We start from the raw sequence: 20,661 nt of genomic DNA, 5'->3' as shown, positions 1-20,661 counted from the left end.
AAACCCTTTTTCAACTCTATTAACGTTGCCACTCCGCAGCTTCCCATGCCCAACTTGCCGACCTCGCCCCTTTTAGCTTTGCTGGAAATCATGCAGCCTCTATCGACGGAGCTGCGGGAGGAACTAGAGCAACTGATGCGACAAGAGCACCTGGCGCGTGGCACGCAGCTGCTGCAACCGGGACAGGTGGCACATCGCCTGTACTTTGTGGAGCGCGGCGTAGTGCGCGGATTTTATCTGAAAGATGGCCGCGACGTATCGTCTTGGTTTATGAAAGAGAACGACTTTATTATTTCCATCGTCAGTTTCTTCACCCAAACGCCTTCGCTGGAATATGTGGAATTGCTGGAAGATGCCACGCTGTGGTCGTTGAGCTATGCCCAACTGCAACACCTGTATCAGCGATTTCCGGAGTTCAATGCTATAGGGCGCCGCCTCACCGAGAATTACTACGTGCTTAGCGAGCGGCGCACCCTCAACTTGCGCCTGCAATCGGCCCCGGCCCGCTACGAGCAGCTACTAACCGACTTTCCGGCTATTTTCCAGCGCGTGCCGCTCAAGCACATTGCCTCCCACCTCGGCCTGACGCCCGAGACCCTGAGTCGTCTGCGCGCCCGGCGCTAAATTTGCCCCCCACACGGTGTAGAGCCGCGTAGTCTCAGTTCTACACCGTGTAAAAAGCCAGGTGCCGAACTTGATCTATATCAATTTTAGCGTGGTGCCAGGCGGCCACCTTTGGGTTACTTATTCACTTAATCCCAAAGGTCATGCAACTGCCCCTTTTCCTGTGCGGCATCACGTTTCCCAGCTTCAGCTGGAGCAATCCACCGATCCTACTTATTATCCTGCTCGTGTTTGCTGGCTGCTTCTTGCTGGAGCGGCTAGTGCCAGGCTGGAAATTGCCCTCCGTTCCCACCTGGACGCGGCGGGTGTTGGCTCTCAACTTTCTACAGCTGCTGGTGGTGTTGCTGGCGGGCGTAAGTTGGGAAAAATGGTTTTCGGCTTATTCCGTCTTTCACTTGTCGGAGCACGTGAGCCCCGTGGTAGGCGGAATGGTGGCTTACTTCGTGGCCACGTTTATCTTTTATTGGTGGCACCGCTGGCGCCACACCGTCGATTTCTTGTGGCAGCATTTTCATCAGATTCACCACAGTCCGCAGCGCCTGGAAGTCATTACCTCCTTTTATAAGCACCCGCTGGAAATGACGGCCAACTCGCTGCTCGGCGGCCTCCTGATTTATACCCTGCTGGGCTTATCGCCGGCGGCGGGGGGCATTTATACGCTGTGCACGGCGCTAGGCGAATTTTTCTACCATACCAACGTGCGCACTCCGCAGTGGATCGGCTACATTTTTCAGCGTCCCGAAATGCACCGCATTCACCACGAGTACCAAAAACACGCCCACAACTACGGCGACATTGTGTGGTGGGATATGCTCTTCGGTACTTACCGCAACCCTCGCGAGTTCCGCGCCACCTGCGGCTTCGACGCTGAGAAGGAAGAGCAGCTCCTGCCTATGCTCGGATTTCGGGATGTGCATAAGGAAGAAAATGCGTAGAGCGAACTCAGCTACCGGGGCAATCCGCTTCAACCAACCTTTCGCGTAGAATCGCTGCCGCAATTGCTTCAAGAGTTGACTCAACCGAATCGTGTATACTTGCGCACTCTTCGATTTCACGTCTCTACGCTTCATGTTTTCCTCTAGTCATATTGTAGCCATTCGCAAAGAGAAAGGCTTTTCCCAGGAGGTGTTAGCAGAGCGTTCAGGTATAAGTCTGCGTACAATTCAACGGGTAGAGCGGGGCGAAACTATTCCCCGCGGTCATACCCTGCTGGCCCTGGCCACGGCCCTGGAAGTAGCAATTGAGGATTTTCAACCGGCGCCTGTACCGACTCAGGGTCAGGCGCCGGCTTCCTCGCCGCCCGAGTTGCGCTCCGATCCTCAGTTTTTACAGATACTCAACCTGAGCGCTTTAAGCTTTCTGCTGTTTCCGCTCCTTAATATCCTATTCCCGGTGGTGCTGTGGCGGGCCCGCAAACGCACCGTGCAAGACGTGGGAGAGGTCGGGCGCCGCGTTGTGGGCTTTCAGATTCTTTGGCAAGTGGGCAGCGTCTGCCTCTACCTTCTAGCAGTGGCCGTGCACTTGGTGGGGGGCATTTCTGCTAAATCAACGTTGCCTGTTAGTTTACTCAGCATCCTGTTTACCACCTACGCGGTGAACGTCGGGGCTATTTGCTACTATGCTTTTCGGCTCCGTCAAGGGCATCTCGATATCTACCCAGTTCGGCTGTAAAAACAGTTTATTACAATCTATTGACCTTAAATGCTTTACGATTAATGGCGGGGAAATGGCGCAGAAATGACGCACGCTTCAAGGCAGCAGTGGAAGTACTTTCGACTCAGTCAATCACCCTTGTCTAGTGTCTTATGAAGACCTCCCACAAAATTGTACTTAGCATTGCAGTCCTGCTCATCGTGGGCGGAATAGGCGGGTATTTTTATGCTCGTCAGCTGTTTCGGGCACCCCAGAATCAGTTGCTGATAACGGGCCTGCCCGCTACACTCCCCTTCGTCTGGCACGCGGAAGATACGGGCAGCGGCCCCGTGGCCCATGCCGGGCTCCTGGTACCAGTGCAGGTGCCAGGCTGCTCCCGCCCCTGCTATTTGCAGTTTGATACGGGTGCCCCTTATTCCGTGCTGTATGCCAATCCGCTGGCGGCGCTGCAGCAACAATACCCCACTATGCGCCTAGCTTTTTCAGCCGGGGGCGATACGCTGAAAAACTTCCGGTGCAGCCTGGGCAACGGGCAAGTGCTGGCCCGCACGGTGAAAGTGCTCCCCCTTGGCGCGAAGCAGCTACCGGAGGCGAGTAGCAACGAGCATTTTATTATTGGTACCCTAGGCACCGATTTTATGGACGGCCGGGTGCTTATCATTAACTATCCACAGCAGCAAATTACCCTCGCAACCGCCGTGCCCGACAGCCTGAAACAGCGCATGGTAGCGGTGCCACTCACCTTCGAGAGTCGCCGGGTGTTGCTGACGCCGCAGGTAGAGGGGAAGGCCCAGCAGTTGCTTTTCGACTCTGGCAGCAGCGCCTTCGCCCTACTAACCAGCCGGACGATATGGGATAAGTTGGCCCAGCCGAAGGCTCTTGTTCAAACGACGACGGTTAACTCCTGGGGCAAGTCCCTCACCGCGCATACTGCCCCTACGGCTGCTCAGCTTGGCTTTGGTGATCAACAGGTAGCCCTCGGAACGGTCACTAATATCGAGGGCACCAGCTTTGTACAGAACCTGATGATGCGAGTTAGCGGGATGGGCGGCATGCTAGGCAATGCTCCGTTTGAGCATCACACTGTCGTCATGGACGTGAAAGGTGGCCATTTTGGAATCCTACAAACAAATTAGAAGTAGAAAAAAGGCGAAAGTAAGATTGATTTATGAACGTCGGCAATTAGGCAGCGTGGGCTCAACTTATTTCGGGCGCACGTAATATCTATGATTGCCAAACTGATTATTCACGCATAAGGTGTCATTGCTATCCATTGGGCGGTGCTGAAGCTTATAATATACATTGGCTTCTCCCGTTTTATCAGGCTTTACCTGAATAATAAAACGCCCTTTCGAATTAGGGGTAAGCACCTGAGCAGTGTCTAATATTTCGCCTGTCCTATTATTCATCCTGCCCACAATCATTGATATATCACCGGATAAAGTAAATCCTAAACTAACTACAGTCTCAAAGGTCTGCCCTAGCGTGATAGTATCGGCTTTGTCGGTAAATACAGGAAGAATAATGCCATCCTGCAGCCGGCCGCGTTTGTCGTACTCGGCAACATAAATTAATCGACCTTGAGCATCGTATATCTGCTTTTGCACAGCCTTGCCTTTATTATCAAATATGAACAGGTCGCCCACACTAACATTATGCTCATATTGGCCTAGTTCGTTGAGCTTACCGTTAGGGTAGAAGAACATGTAAGGCCCTGCCAATGAATCATTGCGCCAGTGACTTATTTCCTCTAGTTGCCCCGTTTCATAATATGATTTAGCCACGCCATGCTGATGATCATTTTCCCACTCGACCGTAGACTTTAGCGCACCACTAGGATAATAGTTCTCCATAACTCCGTGTTGCGCCCCATTACGTAACGGTATTTTCATTTCTAATGCTCCGTTACTATGGTATTTTCGATACTCCGAGTTCCGCTCGCACGCGCTCATGAATATCAAGCCTACCAGTAATAACGGAAGGAATGGAAGCGGACTCATATAATCAGTGCTACAGAGATCTTTTTCCTAAAACCGCGCTATTACGCGCAGATTCACCAAGCGCTGGGACAGGTAATTGGGAACGGAGTAGGTGTCGCCGTTCACATCCTGGAGGTAGCTGTAGCCACCCACATTGTTGGCGGCCAGCACGTTCAAAATCTCCAGGCCCAGCCACAGGCTTTCCAGCTGACCTACGCGGCGTGGAGTATTGGTGTTATTGCGCAGGGTAAGCACTTTGGAAACGCCTAAATCGACGCGCTTGTAGGAGCGACTGAGCTTGGTAGTACCGCGCTCCTCAGGTAGGTTGGGCGGACTGAAGGGCAGGCCCGAGCCAAACACAAAGTTCACGTAGCCTTTCACCGAGGGATTGTTAGGCAGATGATCCTGGAAGAAAATGCCCAGGTTGAGGCGTTGATCGGTGGGGCGGCGGATATAGCCCTTCTCTTCCCGGCCGATCTCGGTGCCATCTTCGTCGCGCAGAGTTATGAAGTCGTCGTCGAGGTTTTCGCGGGTGGTGAGCACGCCCAGGCTAAACCACGACTCGGTGCCGGGCACGAACTCGCCAGCTACGCGGGCATCGAGGCCGGCGGCGTAGGCAGTGGCATTGTTGCGGGCAAAGTAGCGTAGGCGCACATTGTCGAGGTCGTAGGGTACGACGTCGGTGAGGTATTTGAAATAGACTTCGCCGGTGAAGCGGAAAGGCCGACCCCACTGCTCAAACTTCAGATCCTGCCCAGCGATGAAATGCAAAGAGCGCTGGGCCCGCAGTTCCGGGTTCAGAATGGCTTGCTGGTTGCGCAGCTCCCGATAAAACGGCGGCTGGTAATACACGCCCGCTGCCACTTTGAACGCCAGATCTGGGTTGCGGCGGGTTACAAACGAATACTGCACCCGGGGACTAAAGACCAGTTGGCGGTTTACGCTCCAGTAGTGCGCGCGCACCCCATAAGTAAGCGTGCGCAACGAGTCGAAGGTGATTGTATGTTGGGCGTAGCCTTGGTACCGCTCACTCTCAAGCGTCAGATCGGTGCGCAGGCGAGTGAAGCGGGCATCGGGCACAAAGCCCGCCGAATCGACAAACCCGTACTCATTCAGCGTATCCTCAATGTGCTCGCGGCCAGCTTTTGCCCCCCAGCGTACCGTGTGGCGACTAGTCGGTGACCAAGTGCCGCGGGCTTCGAGCGTAGCGAGGCGGGCGCTCAGGGTATTGCGCGAATGGTCGTAGCGCGAGCCTAGGTCGCGGATACGGACGGGACGATTAAAATCGGGCGAGTTTGGGTCAACGTTGATATCGGCGAAACGGTAGCTAGCTTCCACGTCCCGAAACTCCAGCTCCCGCGAAATTAGCCCCCCAGCCAGCACCTCCCCCGTAAACTTAGGGCTAAACTCGTGGCGCAGATTTAGGCCACCTTGGTAGGTGTCGTACTGCATTCGCTCGCGGCCATCGTAGGCAATAAAAAGCCGCGTAAACTGGTTGGTAGCGGTGCTGAAGGTACTCTGGCCGGTTTCGGGCGTGAAGCGGTAATCGTTGTGGGCAAAGGAAGTCAGCAAACCTAAAGTCGTTCGGTTTGGCTCCGATTTGCCCCCCAGTGCCGCGTTGATATAGAGCTGACCGTCGTAGAAAGTCGGATTGTAGCCACCTTGCGCCTGCCGCAGCGAACGGAGCACGTACTGAGCATTTTTGTAGCGAATACCAGCCAGGTAGCTCACCCGCTTGTTAGGCGACGTGGCCTCCACGTGGGCCGTGCCGCCCACCAAGCTAGCCGTGGCCGAGGCTCCAAAGCGCGCGGGCGTTTTGTACTCCACATCCAACACTGACGAGAGTTTATCGCCAAACTTTGGCTGCCAACCACCCGTCGAAAACGCTACCTGGCTTACCAAATCAGGGTTGATAAAGCTCAAGCCTTCCTGCTGCGCGGCAGTCACCAGAAACGGCCGGTACACCTCAATGCCGTTCACGTACACGAGGTTTTCCTCGTAGTTACCGCCTCGCACCGAGTAGGTGCTGGTCAGTTCATTATTAGCCACCACACCGGGTAGCGTGGTGAGTATCTTATTGAAATCACCGAAGGCCGAAGGCAATTCCTTGGCCGCCCGCGGGTTAATGCGTGTTAGGCTGACTTGCTCACGCGTATCCGCGCTTTCGCCGCGGCCGCGCACGGTTACGTTGCCCAGAGCGCGGGCATCGGTAGTGAGCGTGAGCCGCTGGGGGCATTTTTGGTTAAATCGAGGGGCGTGCGCAACACCTTGTAGCCCAGACGACGCGCCACGAGCACAAGAGCTGGTGCGCCGGGCCCGGGCGGCGTTACGCGCAGCGAAAATTGCCCCCCAGTATCGGTAGTAGTGCCGTCGGGTTGCCCTTCAACGCCTATATCCACAAGCTCTAGGGGTTGCCCATCCGCGTCGCGGACGGTACCGCTGACTAGGATGCGGTTGGCAGTTTGTTGGGCCATCACCCCCGTCCCGACCAGTACTAGCAGTAAGGTCAGCAGTAGGGAAAAAAGCTTGTTTCGCAGGCGAGTAAGCAAATGCATTAGGCGTTTAGGCTCTCCTCCGATTCATCCTCCAGCAGCTCGCTTTCGCTCAAGTGCGCACGCAGGTCAGCCAGCGTAGCTACGGGATCAGGCGAGCCAAACACGAAGTTGCCAGCCACCAGCACATCGGCGCCGGCTTCTACCAAAGCGGCGGCGTTGTCGCGGCTCACGCCGCCATCAATCTCAATCAGAGCCGAAGAGCCACTATCCACCAGCAACTCTTTCAGTGCGGCTACTTTGCGCAGGGTATTTGGAATAAACGCCTGCCCACCAAAGCCGGGATTCACTGACATCACGCATACCAAATCCAGATCGGCGGCAATATCCTCTAGCAACCACACCGGCGTATGCGGATTGAGGGCCACGCCCGCCCTGCAGCCTAGTGCTTTGATTTGCTGGATGACGCGATGCAAGTGTGGGCAAGCCTCATAATGCACCGTGATGTTAGTTGCACCCGCGTCGCGCACGGCGGCCAGATAATTTTGGGGCTCCTCGATCATCAAATGCACATCGAGCGGCTGCTTGGCATGGCGGCCAATGGCTTGCAATACTGGTATTCCAAAAGAGATATTCGGCACAAACCGACCATCCATAATATCGCAGTGCAGCCAGTCGGCGGCGCTACCAGCAAGGCGCTCGATTTCAAATTGCAGGTTGGCAAAATCGGCGGCGAGCAGCGAAGGAGCCAGTAATGGGGCTAGGCGGCGGGTAGAAGTCATACCGCGAAGGTAAGCGTTTGGGCGCGAGCTTGGATGAGGCGAAGCTCAGCTGATTTCGCTTTTTCCGCCAACTTCTCTTTACTCCTGATTTTCCGCTTTGATCCGTGGGTCGAAAGCAAACTCTTCCCGACTGCTAATGCGGATCCGGGCAAAGTCGGGGTGGCGGGCGTGCAGAATGTAGTTGAACTCGCTGGCAATAATGGAAGACGGCACCCGCAGCACAGGTGCCGTTTTGCGTTCATACCACGCGTCGCCCAAGGGCTGACAGAGGGAATAGTTGCGGGTTTTGTGCCAGTTGGGGGGTAATTGTTTCAGCGTAATGGTCTCTACGGCCAAGTCGTCTGGAATCTGCACAACGAGTACCTTGAATCGCTGACTTAATCCCTCCCCGCCTCGGTGCACTACGTTTTCCAAGCACGCCAGCGCCCGGCTACTGGCCGTATAAATCACGAAATGTCCTTTGGAATTCCAGCGCCCGCGGTTGCCTGAGGCATATAAATCCTGGGCGTACTCCGCCAAGCAAATACGGTATACTTCCACCCTACTGCTCGTTTAAGCCAAGTCGCCGTAGGCAATCCGATCCAACTCTTCCAGCACCAGATCAATGCCGCCGCTGGTTTCAAGCAATGTGAGTGGCACTTGCTCATCGAGGCCGTAGGAGGGCTTTTCGAGCCACCGGACAAAGGCATCCGCTTCGCCAAAAACCTGCTGCCCGCGCAGATGCAGAGCGAGCAGCTTCAGGGTCTGCTCGCTATGGGCGGGGTTCAGGTTTTTCTGCTCTTGGCGGTAGGTACGCAAGGTTTTGGTGGTGATGTTGAGAATATCAGCAAGTTGCTCGGGATGCAGATGAAGTAAGCCGGCCACCGCAATAGCCGTAGCGGCCGAAACGCCCTGCCGCGCCGCCATTACTAAAGAAAAGGAATCCTTTACCACTTTCTTAAGCGCCGTCAGCTCCGACCCAGCCATGGGAAGACTGGCGAGTCCGCTTGCTTTGCGAGTTGTTGCTATGCTGCTCATAATCGAAGTGGTTCTAGGTGTCATTCCAAAGTTAGGAATATTTTCCCTTAAACTCGGAAAGTTTTCTTTTTGTTCTGTAGCATGTCCTCTGGATTGCCGTTTCGCTACGATAGTGGAAACAAAAGCATCATGACGGTCATGCCGAGCGCAGCGAAGCATCTCGCGTGCAGTCGTTGAATTAGTAATCATCCATCAGCACGCGAGATGCTTCGCTGCGCTCGGCATGACCGCCTTATTAAGATAGTGCTTAAAAAAACGTAGCTCGAAGCAAATGCTTCGAGCTACGTTCAAACTAAACTTTATCAACCTTACTTCTCCCCTTTCTTCCACGGCTGCCAGTCCAATTCACCATTCTCGCGGCGGCGTAGGAATACCGTTTGATCATCTTTTTGGGTTTTTCCGAAGGTCACGTCGCCCCGGCAATCGAGGCATTTGACGGACGTATATTTGAATTTATCCTGCGCCACGCGCGAGGTAAGATCGAGGTTATCGGAGCCGCAGAGGCCACAGGCGGGCACATCGGCAAAGCTCAGGCGGTCGTACTCCGACACCACGTCGTGGAAGTTGCCTCCCTGCACGGTGAAGTGAAACTGCCGGCGCCCGATGCGCTTAGTAATCATGAGTTGAAGCACAGCAAATACATTAAAGGGTGAGAGCGGAATAGTTGGTTAAGGATAAGGGTTTTTATTGGAAATAGAAGTGCATAAAAAAGCCCCCAGACACAGTATGCCTGCTACCTGGGGGGGCTTTTTTGAAATATTATTCCTTAATAAAGCGCACCGAACGGCGGACGCGACCAGCGCTTACAGAGCACGTATAGGCACCTTTAGCTAAAACGCCGGGCCTCAATTCTACCTGTTGAGCTGAAGTAGCGGGCACTTTTTGCTCCATAACAACCCGGCCGCGAGCGTCGATGATGCGTACGCGCAGTGCTACATTTTGAAACTCGGGCGTGAGCTGCAAGAACAAAGCGTCATCACGGGTTGGGTTGGGGTAAAGGGCTAGCTGTCCGCGAGCAGGCGCTGGCGCGGCCACGGGGAGGAGCGTACCCGCCGCGAGCGTTTGCGCCCGGCCAAAATCAGGGATGCCGTACCCCAACTCATTATCGGGTTGAGTTGCCTGGGAGCCGGAGCGCTGCAAGGTGGCAATTACCTGCTGTGCTGTCAGCTTAGGATTTGCCTGCCAGAAGCCAGCAACCAAGCCCGCCAGCGTAGGACACGCATAGGAAGTGCCGTTACCGTTGACTACTGTACCCGCGGCCGTCATCACAGCCGAAGCCCGCCCCTGCGCTGCAAGCGCAGGCTTGATACGCCCATCGGCCGTGGGCCCGACGGAGCTAAACACAGCCCGCTGCAACAACACCGAATCGACGGCGCCCACAGTTAGGATGGAGTCAGCATCGGCCGGGGCATTCACATAGCGCCATGGGCTGCTGCCTTCGTTGCCAGCGCTATTTACCACCAAGATACCTACGCGGGCCGCTACCGTAGCCGCCCGCGACGAGAGCGCTGTCCGGCCGTTCAAATCGGCGTAGGCGTAGTCGGGCGAGGGCTGATCGAAGTCATTATAGCCAAGGGAAGAACTGATAATATCCACGCCCACCGAATCGGCGTACTCGGCGGCCAGTAGCCAGTTGGCTTCCTCAATCGGGTGCTCCGACTTCACGTCTTCCGTAACCAGCAAATGGTAGCTGGCCTTAGGAGCAGTGCCCACAAAAAGACCAGGCTGGTTGGCTGCCATCGTTGATAAACACTGAGTACCATGCTCGTTACGGCCGTAAACGGCCTTATCGTGTTCCACAAAGTTGTAGGTACTCAGTAGGCGCTTTTCCGCGAATAACGGCGCAAAAGCCGGTAGGCGGTCTACACCCGAAAAGCCCCCATCGAACACGGCAATCTGGATTCCCTCCCCCCGAAAGCCAGCGTCGTGCATAGCCACGGCCCCTAGCATTTGGGCTTGCCCATACGCAGGGCCGTAGGTAGGCCGGCCCGGTGCCGTAGTCGTGGCGGGCGGTAGAGTGGCCGGTGGATTTGTAGGAATAGGTGAGGCAGGCGCCGCCTGCGCCCGAATCAGGGTTTGCGTGCCCTTTACGGAAGGCAGTTTGCGGAGGGTAGCCAGTGTAGCAGAGTCGCAGACCACCACGGCGGCATTGAACCACCGTGAGGTGTACCACACTTGCACGCCCGAAACCGCCTTTATTTGGGCTACATAGGCCGGATTAACGGGCAAGTCGCGGGGCTGGATGGCGATATTCTGGCGTGTCCGGCGGGTGATGGCGCGGGCCGACAAATACGCCTGAGGCTGCGTTATGCTAAACGGAGAATTAGCTTTGTCGCGAAAGAATATCAAATGCCTGCCCACCACGGCCGTCGCCTGCGGCGGACTGCCTGGGCTCGATTGGGCCATAGCACTACTTAGGTGGCTACTGAGCCCCATCCAGAATAAGACAAGCAGAGAAATTCGCATTAAGTAAGACGAGTAAAAGAATCAAAAAGGAAAAAACACAACTGCTGATTCACAGAAAAAAGCTCCCCAGGCCACGTACAGCATATGCTCTACAATGAATTAATGCACTACGAGGCTAACCGGAAATAGTAGAATAATAACACGGATACGGGGAAGGTCGTTGCATCAGCGGGCTCGGCAAAAAGCCCCCCAGCAGCATAACGTATATAACAGCGCCCAACAATGGTAGTTATAAAAATCTACCATTGTTGGGCGCTGCTCTTAAAGGTTATCACCCTGCGAATGACTACAGTTTTCCAGCCTCAATTAGCGTCTCGACTCGGGAGCTACCTGCCAAGCGGTAGCCAGGTACCAAAGAGCAATCAGCAGGCGAGCCGGGCGGACAGCCATATTGGTAGCGACGCCGCCACCGATGGATGGGTCCCACTTCCCGAGCGTACACCTGGCGTTGAATATTGAGGTTAAACAAATCGTAGGCGGTCGTGTCAGCGGTTGTAATCGTCTGCTCGTAGCGCTGGGGCTGAGTGGCTGCGGTTAGCTCGAAAGGCTCTCCTACCCGGTCATAGCCCCGCTTCTCAGCCGTAATAGTATCGCCGGAGTTAAAGGCATTGGAATTCCATTTACGGCCAGCACGCACCGGAAACACGAGTTCTACCGTACGGCGATTGCTACGGGTAAGCAGCAGCGTGTTCGGAGTTGTCTTGATGATGAATACGCTATCGTCGCGCCAGGCCTGGGCGGGAGTGGTGCGACGCGACCGCACCACCCGGTAAACGGAGTCGCCCGCGGCATCGATGAACGTTTCGTCTACTCGCTCCCGAAACTGAAAACGGGTAGCCGTGCCCGTGTTATTCTGATAAATGGAATCGACCACGGCATACACACGGTACGCTCCAACCTCCACCGGATAATACTCCAGACCCATATCCGGTCCGGGCTCCGTTTCGCGGGTGCAGGCCCCCGCTACTCCTACCGCCAGCAAACCAGCCACAAGTGCAAGGCGGCTCATGAATAATTTAGCGAAGCGCAGACGATAGAAATAGCTCATGCAGAAGCAGAATTACAGGGCTGAACCGGCAAGCGCCGCAGCTTGAGAAGTAGGATCAGATATCACGTGGCGCTCAATCCAGCCGCCACCCAGCACGTCATTGCCTTCGTAAAAAACGGCGGCCTGACCGGGCGTAACAGCGTGAACAGGCTCCTCAAAATAAGCATACACTTTGTCACCGATCTGTTCGAGGAACGCGGCGGCCCCGTCGTGGTTATAGCGAATCTTCGTGGTAGAGGGCACCAAACCCATCCCCTCCAGCGAAGCATACTTACCCATATTAAGCTTGCCGACCACGGTCGTGGTGCTAGCTAAATCATCGAAGTTGCCAAGTACGACTTGGTTCGAATCGGGTCGAATTTCGGTCACGTAGGCCGGGAAACCCAGGGCAATACCGAGTCCTTTGCGCTGTCCAATCGTATAGAAAGGATAGCCCTCATGCGTACCAACGACAGTGCCGTCGCGCAGCACAAATTGCCCCCCAGCCACGCGCGCCTCCAGCCCTTCCACCCGCCGCTTCAAAAAGCCGCGGTAGTCATTGTCAGGGATAAAGCAGATTTCGTAGCTCTCCGGCTTGTTGACCAGTTCAGTAAACCCGCGCCGACGAGCTTCGTCATAAATCTCAGTTTTGCGCATGCCACCCAGCGGAAACATTGTCCGCGCTAAGTTTTCCTGCGATACCCCCCAGAGGGCATATGACTGGTCTTTATTTTCGTCTAAGCCTTTGCTCACCACGTAGCGACCGTTTTCTTGGCGAATATTGGCATAGTGACCCGTAGCAATGAACTGGCAACCCAGCTGATCAGCGCGGCGCAAGAGTGCATCCCATTTGATGTGGGTGTTGCAGAGCACGCACGGATTTGGCGTGCGGCCGGCCAGGTATTCGTCGGTGAAGTTGTTGATGACAAAGTCCCCAAACTCATCCCGGATATCAATGATATAATGAGGAAAACCGAGTTCAACGGCAATTTGGCGGGCGTCGTTGATGGAGTCGAGGGAGCAGCAGCCGGTTTCTTTTTTGGAGCCGCCCGCCGAGGCATAATCCCAGGTTTTCATGGTCATGCCCACCACTTCGTAGCCCTGTTCGTGCAAAAGCACGGCTGCTACGGATGAGTCGATGCCGCCGCTCATGGCGACGAGAACGCGCCCGCGAGCGGACGACGTTGAAAGTGTGTTTTCAGTCATAAAAGAAGCGCCCGTGAGGTCAAGGCTCCGGCCGCGATGGCAAAGATAACAGCCGACGCCTGCCCACAGTTCAGTGCCGCCGCTTTAAGCCGTACAAAGTACATGCCGCGCATTGCAATAGCCCAGATTCCTTACTTTCGCGCTTCGCCAATTACGAACTGGCCTTCCCGCCTGCTTTCAATACTTCTACTTATGGCTCTGGTTACCTCCGTGCTAGTGCGCGGCATCAACAACCTCTCCGACGCCCGCTATTGCGCCGGCATGGGCGCCGACGGCCTCATTTTTACCCTCGATCCGGCCCTGCCCGGCGCGGTTGATGCTGCTACCGTGAAAGAGCTGGCCGGTTGGGTAGCCGGCGTGGAATTAATTGGGGAATTTGACGAAATGCCCGTATCCGAAATCAACCGGCTGGTAGAGGAGTGCGGTTTACAGAGAGTATTGCTGCATCAGCGCCCGGAAGCGCCACTTTCGGTGCCGGCGCTGCTGCACGCGCCCCTGTTTCTCATTACTTCCAATAGTTTGAGAAACGAAATGCTGCTCCACTACAGCCCAATTTTTCCCGCCGGCTTAGGAGTTGCTGCCTCGTTAGATATGGATGACTTACCCGAGGCCCGGCAGGAAGCTTTGGCCGAGGCGGCTACGCATTTCCCTCTGTGGCTGAGTGGCGCCATTACCGCCGAGAATGTAGGCAACTTGTTGAGCGCTATCCAACCAGCCGGCCTCATCTTGCAAGGTGGCAACGAAATAAAGCCGGGCCTACGCGATTTCGACGAGTTGGAGGCCGTGTTTGAGGCGCTAGAAGAGGAATAAAGTGGAGCGATTCTAGCCCATTATCGTTATTAGGTTAAACACCTGCTCACCCAAGTGTTTGTCGCCGGTTAGCTGTACGTGGGCTTCGGCCTGCGTGCGCGGCAAACTCTTGGTAAATAAGCGCCAGGCCACGGCCCCATCAATAATAACAACTGCCACACTAGGGCTGGCCGCGCTTTCTTGTAATTCCCACTGCCCGGCGCTGCTATACCTTAGAAACCAGGTGCCACCACCTTCGCCAGTGACCGTGAATTGCAGCGTTTGTCTAGGCTCAGCCGATACGTGGCGGTAGTGGTGAGGTAGGGCCCTCATGCAAGTCGCCAGAAAGGGCTGATATAATGTTGGCGTTAGTAATTCGTCTTCACCCCGCCCTACTGCCTGTCGTATTTGCTGCTGGTGGTGCCACTTTTCGGTGTAGTCGCGGGCAATGTGAAACCAGTTGAGCGACGTTTGCTCCCCAGCCCACCCCACGGAAAAGCCCGCCGTCTGCCAAGGATCAAGGGTATGCAAGAAAGCTGTGTACTCTCGCCCCGTCGAGTCCAGCATTTCCATCACAATGCGTGGACTTAGCCGCCGGGTGGCTTTTATCCAGTCCGCATTCAGCTCGTTCAGGAACTGTACGATGCCCTCATAGCTGGTTGGATCAGCGGGCGTCACCCCAAAATACCCATCGCGCAGCATAGATAGCGTTTGTAGGTTGCCGGCCATTAAGTGCAAAGCCACATCCATCACCTTCCACTTGGGCGCCAGCGTTTGAAGTTCCCATTCTGCGGGCTGCAAGCTCCTAAGGAAAGACAGTAGCTTCTCATCCAGGTTGGAAAATAAAGGCAACGTTTCGATGGGTACAGGGCGCTCGGCAGACATGAGATAGGCTTAGCTCAACGTAAACTGAATGTACTTTATAGCAATGCCCTCACTGCGGAAGCGACGCTCGTAGTGGGTTTGAATATCCTCGGCATGTGGCAATAGCTCGGGCGTAGCGTAAATATCGGCGGTGTGGGCTAAAATGCGGGCACCGGGGCGATTTTGCAGCGTTTCAAGCGTGTATTCATAGAGCGGCGTATCGTCCGTTTTGAGGTGAACGAGCCCCTCAGCGCGCAATACTTCTTGATACAAATTGAGGAAGCGTGGCGACGTAAGGCGGCGCTTAATATCCCGGTCGCGGGGTCGCGGGTCGGGGAAGGTCACCCAGATTTCAGCCAGCTCCTGGGGGGCAAAATGGGCAGTCAGCGACTCGGCCCGCGTGCGCAGGAAGCCCACGTTAGTCAGGCCTAGTGCCTCCGCACGAGTGCTTCCCCGCCAGATTCGGTCGCCCTTGATGTCGAGGCCCAAGAAGTTGCGCTCGGGGTAGCGGGCTGCTAAGCCGACAGTATAGTCACCCTTACCGCAACCCATTTCCAACGTAATCGGATTATCATTCTGAAAGAACTCTTGGTGCCAACGCCCACCTAATTGCTCATAGTTGGCTTTGCCCGGCTCTACAATATCGGCCCGCTCCGCGTTGTGGGCGAAGCGCGCTAGTTTCACTCGACTCATTTAATTGACTTATTGATTTATCGTATTGGATCGTCTTGCGGAATTAGCCGTCATGCAGATCGGTTGCGAAGCAAATAATAGATACGCACGCGCAGCCCTCGCTCCTATTGGTACAACTCTTCTACCTCGGCAACCACAAAGGTACTGCCACCAATAAAAACCACATCGTCGGGCGCAGCAGCGGCGCGGGCCGCCTGTACTGCTGCCTGCACAGGACCATATACAGCGCCATGTAGTCCTACACTTGCGGCCCGTTCAGCCAGTTCAGCAGCGGGTAATGCTCGTGGAATACTAGCTTGGCAAAAGTAATAGATGGCTGTGGGGGGCAAAATTGCGAGCATTTTGGTCACGTCCTTATCATTAACGACGCCCAACACGATGTGCAACTGGCGATACCTAAGCTGAGCCAACTGGGCAGTTACGAGGCGCAGACCAGCCTCATTATGCCCCGTATCACACACCACCAGCGGATGGCGCCCAATGATGCTCCACCTGCCCCGTAGGCCCGTAAGCTGACTCACTTCACGCAGCCCCTGGCGCACAGCTGCCTCAGGAATTTGGAATCCCTGGCGTTGTAAATCGGCTAAAACAGCTAAGACACCAGGTAAATTAAACCGCTGATATTCACCTAGCAAACCCACCTCAATCTCATCAAATACTGGAGCATCATCTAGCTTCACACGAAAGCGCTGTGTTTCAGTATCTGCTGGCTGGGGGGCAATTTTAGAAGCCTGATAATGCTGGTCGGCAAACGTTAGTGGTACGCCCAATCGCTGTGCTTTTTCCGCGAAAACGGCAGCCACTTCCGCCTGCGTTTGACTGATAAAAACGGGCACACCCGGTTTGATTATTCCAGCTTTCTCAGCAGCAATAAGCGGCAGCGTATTCCCCAGCAAAGCCTGATGATCGAAGCTGATGTTGGTAATAAGCGAAACCAGCGGCGTGATAATGTTGGTGGAATCCAGTCGTCCGCCCAAGCCCACTTCCACAATGGCGATATCCACTTTCTCTTCAGCAAAATACTGGAAAGCCAGTGCCACACACATCTCGAAAAAAGAAGGCTTTACCTCCTCAAACAGCGGACGCCATTGCTCCACGAACGCCACCAGATAGTCGGGGGCAATTCCTGGCCGTTAATTTTGATGCGCTCCGTAAACTCGCGCAAATGCGGTGAAGTATATAAGCCTACTTTGTAACCCGCCGCCTGCAATACCGCAGCAAGCATATGTGAGCTACTTCCCTTCCCGTTGGTGCCGGCCACATGCACGCTGCGAAAGCGCCGCTCCGGGTGCCCAAGGGCCTCAGCCAGCACTTCCGTATTCCCTAGCCCTTCTTTGTAGCCCGCGGTTCCTACCCGCTGAAACATGGGCAGTTGTTCATAGAGGTAAGCTAGCGTTTCAGCGTAATTCATAAGGGCAGAATGAATAGGTGGGTGCAGCCGCCAAGCTTATTTGTATGATTGACGAGCACTGATCTGAGCGCAAAAGAAAGCCGCCGGCCGGATAAATCCGACCGGCGGCTAAGTAAACAAAGAAGATGGCGACTTATTCTAAGCGGAAACGGAAGGTGATATACCCTACGCCCCCGCCCGGATCAGGGCGCGTTTTGCGGAAGGAGAACTGCTCGCGAATCGTTTTGATGCAGGCCTGCACTTGAGCGGCCGACATAGTGCCGGCTACTTTACCGACGGATATAATCTCGCCTTCCCCATCAATGGTAATTTTGAACCGCAGGTAACCACCCTGATTATCGACGAGAGGCGGCTGCGGCTTATTGGCAAAAGCCCAACCACCATTGCCAAAGCCATCGCCGGAGCCGCTACCGCCACCTGAGCCGCCACCATCACCGCCGCCACTGCCGGGCGTACCATAAAGAGCGCGGGCATCGAGGCTGCCTTTCGGATTACCTTGGTCGCCGGTAGCGCCGGGCCGATCACCATTATTATTGCCAGTAGGCGTGTTGCTGGTACCAGCAGAACCGTTTCCGCCGCCATCATCGCTGCCTTTGGGTGTGTACAAGGTGCGGGGCTTGGGCGCCGGAGGTGCTTCGCGCACAACTTCCTTCACCGGCTCTGGCTTTTCCACGGGTGGTGTTTCGCGCACAACCGGCTTAGGTGGCGAAGGGCGCTCTACTGGTGGAATTTTCACAGGACTTTCCTCCGCATCGCTAGTCACGATTTTCTCCTCGGCAGCATCAGGCGGCGTGGGTGCCGCGGCCCGTGCGGGCTGTGGCACAGGCTGCGGATCAGGGTTGCGGGCGGGCGGGCGGCTGTCTTCGGTATTGCGTGAGTTATTGGCCTGAGCCAGGGTTTGAATATCGCCATACCCGGCTTCATCTACGCCATAGTTAAGCTCTACGCCGCCACCGCCCATTTCCGTTAAGGGCGGATCTGGCCCTTTGAAAACGGTAAATATGAACAGTAGCAACAACAAGACATGAACGATCACCGTCCCGACTAGCGCCTCTCGGCGGTGATGTTCGCGGTAATCGAGTGCCATGAGTTATCTATAATTAAGTATCGAGTTGTTCAACGCAAACCACGAATGGCGCGTTCCTACCCGCGTGCTGCACTTTGCTGTGCCTGCGTGGCCATCACCATTTTCACCTTCAGCCGGTTGCCAATTTCGAGAATGTCGACCAGCTTCTGCACGTTCAACGATGCATCAACGCGCAGAACAACAGTAGGCTGATCAAGGCCAGCAATGCGCTTGCTAAGAGCCGATTCTAAATCGGTAGAGGTTACGGGCTGACGGTCCAGGAAGTATTGCCCGGCGGCATCAACTGAGATGTTAATGGTCTCCTTCATGACAGCCTTACCGGAGCGGGCATTAGGCAGGAGCAGCTTGATCACGTTGGGATTAACCATGGTGCTCACAATTAGGAAGAACAGCATCAGGAAGAACATGATGTCGTTCATCGAGCTGGTCTCGACGTGCGAAGAAAGCTTGCGGCGGCGGCTTAAATCCATTTTTGTTAGCTAAATAAGTTGCCTTGATGAAGAATCTGGCTTTAAAAGCGAGCCCAAAAAGGCTTAAGACTTCATTAAGTGGCAACTCAAAAATTAATTATCCTGCAGGATATCCATAAACTCGATGGCCGAGTTTTCCATACGAAAAACCAGACGCTCGACCATGATGCTGAGCCAGTGGTAACCGACGTGGGCAATAATACCGACGATAAGACCGGCTGCTGAAGTAACCATCTTGGTGTACAAACCGCCCGAAATTTGGGCGATACCGAAGTCGCCGGTGGTGCTGATGGCGTAGAAAATCTTGATTACACCAATAATGGTACCCACGAAACCAAGCATAGGCGCAATACCAGCAATGATACCCAAGATGCTGATGTTCTTCTCTAAACGGGCAATCTCGATTTTGCCGACATTCTCGACGCTGGTTTCGATGTCTTTCAGGGGCAAGCCAATGCGGCGAATACCCTTCTCAATCATGCGGGCTAAAGGAGAAGCATTTTGAGCGCAAAGCATTTTGGCCCCCTGCAAATCACCTTTCACCATCAGCCCCCGAATGCCCCCCATGAACGAGTCGGGGTTGCTGGTGGCTTTACGAATAGTGATGTAGCGCTCCAGAATGATGAAAATCGAGATCGAGAAAAGAATGAAAATGGGAATCATCACCCATCCACCTTGCAACACCAAATCAATCAGGGAAAGCTCGGGAGCTGCTGCATTGGCCGCAGCATTAGCGGCAACAGCCGCAGTATCGAGGGGAGCAGTGGTGGTAATTTGCAGGAGCAACGATGTCATTTTAGTACTTAAGAACCCAGAGTGCTGAGCCGTATTGTTTGCGTAATTGAGAGAGGCTGCGGTCGGCCGAAGCACGATCAGCAAATTCACCTACAGTGAGGCGGTAAAAACGGCTGCCAGCAGACGCACGCGTCGGACGAACTGGCCACAATATCTGTGCTGGACGGTTTTTGCGGGCCAAAGCGGCGCGGGCTTTCTCCACGCTCCGAGGAGTGTCAAAGCTACCAGCTACCACATAGAAACGACCTGTTCGGGTTTTAATTGTAGGCGTTAAAGCGGCTGTAGCAGGTGTCGCCGTTGTGGTAGCTTTGGCTACTGGCGCTGGGGTAGCAGCTGGTACCGAGGAGGCAATCGGTTTGGCTACCTCCGTTGGCTTTGTTGGGGTTAATGGCTTTGCAACAGTCTCTACTACGGATTTTCCTGCCGTATCTGTAGTTACAGCAGGTGAGGCTGTCGACTTTGCTTTATCCCACTCCGCTCCTTCGGTTGTGTTTAGTGCAACCGCATCGGTAGCATCGGCCGCGCCATCGGGCACGAACTCTTCACTCCAACCATGATTAGCCAACGTAGCTTGCTGTGTGGCTCTGGATTGTGATTTAGTAGCGTTGGGGGGCATTTTTTGCTCCTGCGCTACCCACGAAGCTGGCACGGCCCGTACGCTGTCGGGCAAATGACCCAAACGCAGCGCAAACAGATACCCAGCCGACAGCATTAAGCCGGTGAGAACGGTAGCGGCGGCTACGTTAAACACCCGAGCTGCCCGGCGCGAGCGACCCGCAACCGTGAGCTGAGGCGCGGTAGGCTGCCGCTCGCGAGCGAGCAACGCATCCGTTGCCCGCACCGGCCGCGATACCAATTCAGGCAAACCGTAGCTGGCTGAAAGCAGATTTTGCGTGCCTGTGTACTCAAACTCCAACCCTCTCCCAACAGCGCGGCGAAACACTCCAATCCCAGGCAGTTCAGTGCGCTGCGCACTGTCCAGCTCCGCCTGCAGATTAGCCACTGCGTTGCGCACCATCTGACGGGCTTCCGAAGCAGGCACGCGTAGTGCATGACTCAGCGCATCCACTAGCAACCCATCGTTGCGGGTAAGAGCGCCATTGAAGGCGACAGTCTTGGTTGGTGGAGTGAGAGTATGGCGCACCGGGTGAATCCGAGCCGGCGCATAATCGGCGATAAGTCCGCCGAAACCGGGAATAATCACGCAATCGTGGTCCCGAAGTAAGCTGAGAATATGGTTGGAGATCGGCAAAGTCGGTTGTGTTTGTGGTGCGTTAATCTTTACTGCGCTTGCTGCCGTTAACGC

General features: G+C 55.0%; 23 protein-coding genes. 5 read left to right on the top strand and 18 right to left on the bottom strand.

The annotated features are described in order from the left end of the window. The first annotated feature begins 45 nt into the window (after positions 1-45). The 4 genes from G7064_RS01865 (at position 46) to G7064_RS01850 (ending at position 3,413) form a co-directional block, all read left to right on the top strand. Positions 46-624: a Crp/Fnr family transcriptional regulator gene (locus G7064_RS01865; RefSeq protein ID WP_166072207.1), complete on the top strand. Its 579-nt coding sequence runs from the start codon at positions 46-48 to the stop codon at positions 622-624. 143 nt (positions 625-767) lie between these two features. Further along, positions 768-1,559 carry a sterol desaturase family protein gene (locus G7064_RS01860; protein ID WP_166072206.1) on the top strand — a complete coding sequence of 264 codons (792 nt, stop codon included), beginning with the start codon at positions 768-770 and terminating at the stop codon, positions 1,557-1,559. Positions 1,560-1,692: 133 nt separating this feature from the next. Continuing rightward, positions 1,693-2,295, top strand: coding sequence for a helix-turn-helix domain-containing protein (locus tag G7064_RS01855; RefSeq protein WP_166072205.1), 603 nt, complete (start codon positions 1,693-1,695; stop codon positions 2,293-2,295). Between the two features lie 134 nt (positions 2,296-2,429). Further along, the gene (locus G7064_RS01850) at positions 2,430-3,413 is read left to right on the top strand and encodes a hypothetical protein (protein ID WP_166072204.1); all 984 of its coding nucleotides are present in this window, start codon (positions 2,430-2,432) and stop codon (positions 3,411-3,413) included. A gap of 66 nt (positions 3,414-3,479) precedes the next feature. Here the strand turns inward: G7064_RS01850 and G7064_RS01845 are convergent, their stop codons facing one another. From G7064_RS01845 to mnmA, 10 genes are all read right to left on the bottom strand, one after another. Further along, entirely contained in the window at positions 3,480-4,130 is a 651-nt protein-coding gene (locus G7064_RS01845; RefSeq protein ID WP_166072203.1) for a toxin-antitoxin system YwqK family antitoxin, read from the bottom strand. A gap of 174 nt (positions 4,131-4,304) precedes the next feature. Further along, complete coding sequence (locus G7064_RS01840; RefSeq protein ID WP_240935661.1) at positions 4,305-6,437, bottom strand: TonB-dependent receptor plug domain-containing protein; 2,133 nt, start codon at positions 6,435-6,437, stop codon at positions 4,305-4,307. Between the two features lie 2 nt (positions 6,438-6,439). Beyond that, positions 6,440-6,811 (bottom strand): carboxypeptidase regulatory-like domain-containing protein, encoded by a 372-nt coding sequence (locus G7064_RS22095; RefSeq protein ID WP_240935660.1) that lies wholly within the window; start codon positions 6,809-6,811, stop codon positions 6,440-6,442. Then, entirely contained in the window at positions 6,811-7,530 is a 720-nt protein-coding gene (gene rpe, locus G7064_RS01835; protein ID WP_166072202.1) for a ribulose-phosphate 3-epimerase, read from the bottom strand. Before rpe ends, G7064_RS22095 begins: the two co-directional genes overlap by 1 nt. A 78-nt stretch (positions 7,531-7,608) precedes the next feature. Then, on the bottom strand, positions 7,609-8,070 hold the full coding sequence (locus G7064_RS01830; RefSeq protein WP_166072201.1) for an RES family NAD+ phosphorylase: 462 nt from the start codon (positions 8,068-8,070) through the stop codon (positions 7,609-7,611). A 12-nt stretch (positions 8,071-8,082) separates the two neighbouring features. Then, positions 8,083-8,496 carry an antitoxin Xre/MbcA/ParS toxin-binding domain-containing protein gene (locus tag G7064_RS01825; RefSeq protein ID WP_240935659.1) on the bottom strand — a complete coding sequence of 138 codons (414 nt, stop codon included), beginning with the start codon at positions 8,494-8,496 and terminating at the stop codon, positions 8,083-8,085. A 359-nt stretch (positions 8,497-8,855) separates the two neighbouring features. Then, positions 8,856-9,167 (bottom strand): hypothetical protein, encoded by a 312-nt coding sequence (locus G7064_RS01820; RefSeq protein ID WP_084447429.1) that lies wholly within the window; start codon positions 9,165-9,167, stop codon positions 8,856-8,858. Positions 9,168-9,306: 139 nt separating this feature from the next. After that, on the bottom strand, positions 9,307-10,953 hold the full coding sequence (locus G7064_RS01815; protein ID WP_166072200.1) for a S8 family serine peptidase: 1,647 nt from the start codon (positions 10,951-10,953) through the stop codon (positions 9,307-9,309). A 346-nt stretch (positions 10,954-11,299) separates the two neighbouring features. Further along, entirely contained in the window at positions 11,300-12,022 is a 723-nt protein-coding gene (locus G7064_RS01810) for a hypothetical protein (protein WP_166072199.1), read from the bottom strand. A 51-nt stretch (positions 12,023-12,073) separates the two neighbouring features. Beyond that, positions 12,074-13,246 (bottom strand): tRNA 2-thiouridine(34) synthase MnmA, encoded by a 1,173-nt coding sequence (gene mnmA, locus G7064_RS01805; protein WP_166072198.1) that lies wholly within the window; start codon positions 13,244-13,246, stop codon positions 12,074-12,076. Between the two features lie 192 nt (positions 13,247-13,438). On the opposite strand from mnmA, the gene G7064_RS01800 reads away from it, so the two are divergent. Next, positions 13,439-14,056 carry a hypothetical protein gene (locus tag G7064_RS01800; protein ID WP_166072197.1) on the top strand — a complete coding sequence of 206 codons (618 nt, stop codon included), beginning with the start codon at positions 13,439-13,441 and terminating at the stop codon, positions 14,054-14,056. Between the two features lie 12 nt (positions 14,057-14,068). Here the strand turns inward: G7064_RS01800 and G7064_RS01795 are convergent, their stop codons facing one another. The 8 genes from G7064_RS01795 to G7064_RS01765 form a co-directional block, all read right to left on the bottom strand. Beyond that, positions 14,069-14,920: a maleylpyruvate isomerase N-terminal domain-containing protein gene (locus G7064_RS01795; protein WP_166072196.1), complete on the bottom strand. Its 852-nt coding sequence runs from the start codon at positions 14,918-14,920 to the stop codon at positions 14,069-14,071. 9 nt (positions 14,921-14,929) lie between these two features. Further along, the gene (trmB, locus tag G7064_RS01790) at positions 14,930-15,592 is read right to left on the bottom strand and encodes a tRNA (guanosine(46)-N7)-methyltransferase TrmB (protein ID WP_166072195.1); all 663 of its coding nucleotides are present in this window, start codon (positions 15,590-15,592) and stop codon (positions 14,930-14,932) included. 104 nt (positions 15,593-15,696) lie between these two features. Continuing rightward, positions 15,697-16,689, bottom strand: coding sequence for a bifunctional folylpolyglutamate synthase/dihydrofolate synthase (locus G7064_RS01785; RefSeq protein ID WP_317172800.1), 993 nt, complete (start codon positions 16,687-16,689; stop codon positions 15,697-15,699). Further along, positions 16,656-17,003: a hypothetical protein gene (locus G7064_RS22890; RefSeq protein WP_317172799.1), complete on the bottom strand. Its 348-nt coding sequence runs from the start codon at positions 17,001-17,003 to the stop codon at positions 16,656-16,658. Before G7064_RS22890 ends, G7064_RS01785 begins: the two co-directional genes overlap by 34 nt. Positions 17,004-17,136: 133 nt before the next feature. Beyond that, positions 17,137-18,090: a hypothetical protein gene (locus tag G7064_RS01780; RefSeq protein ID WP_166072194.1), complete on the bottom strand. Its 954-nt coding sequence runs from the start codon at positions 18,088-18,090 to the stop codon at positions 17,137-17,139. A gap of 56 nt (positions 18,091-18,146) precedes the next feature. After that, complete coding sequence (locus G7064_RS01775) at positions 18,147-18,560, bottom strand: ExbD/TolR family protein (protein ID WP_133272889.1); 414 nt, start codon at positions 18,558-18,560, stop codon at positions 18,147-18,149. A gap of 93 nt (positions 18,561-18,653) precedes the next feature. Beyond that, positions 18,654-19,355, bottom strand: a complete 702-nt coding sequence (locus G7064_RS01770; RefSeq protein WP_166072193.1) for a MotA/TolQ/ExbB proton channel family protein — start codon at positions 19,353-19,355, stop codon at positions 18,654-18,656. 1 nt (position 19,356) lies between these two features. Then, the gene (locus G7064_RS01765; protein ID WP_166072192.1) at positions 19,357-20,607 is read right to left on the bottom strand and encodes an SPOR domain-containing protein; all 1,251 of its coding nucleotides are present in this window, start codon (positions 20,605-20,607) and stop codon (positions 19,357-19,359) included. Between the last annotated feature and the right edge of the window lie 54 nt (positions 20,608-20,661).

The sequence above is a fragment of the Hymenobacter sp. HDW8 genome (assembly GCF_011305775.1).
In the GTDB taxonomy this organism is placed as follows: domain Bacteria; phylum Bacteroidota; class Bacteroidia; order Cytophagales; family Hymenobacteraceae; genus Hymenobacter; species Hymenobacter radiodurans.
Note: the sequence above shows the minus strand (reverse complement) of the source record. Positions and strands in the feature narration are given on the sequence as shown.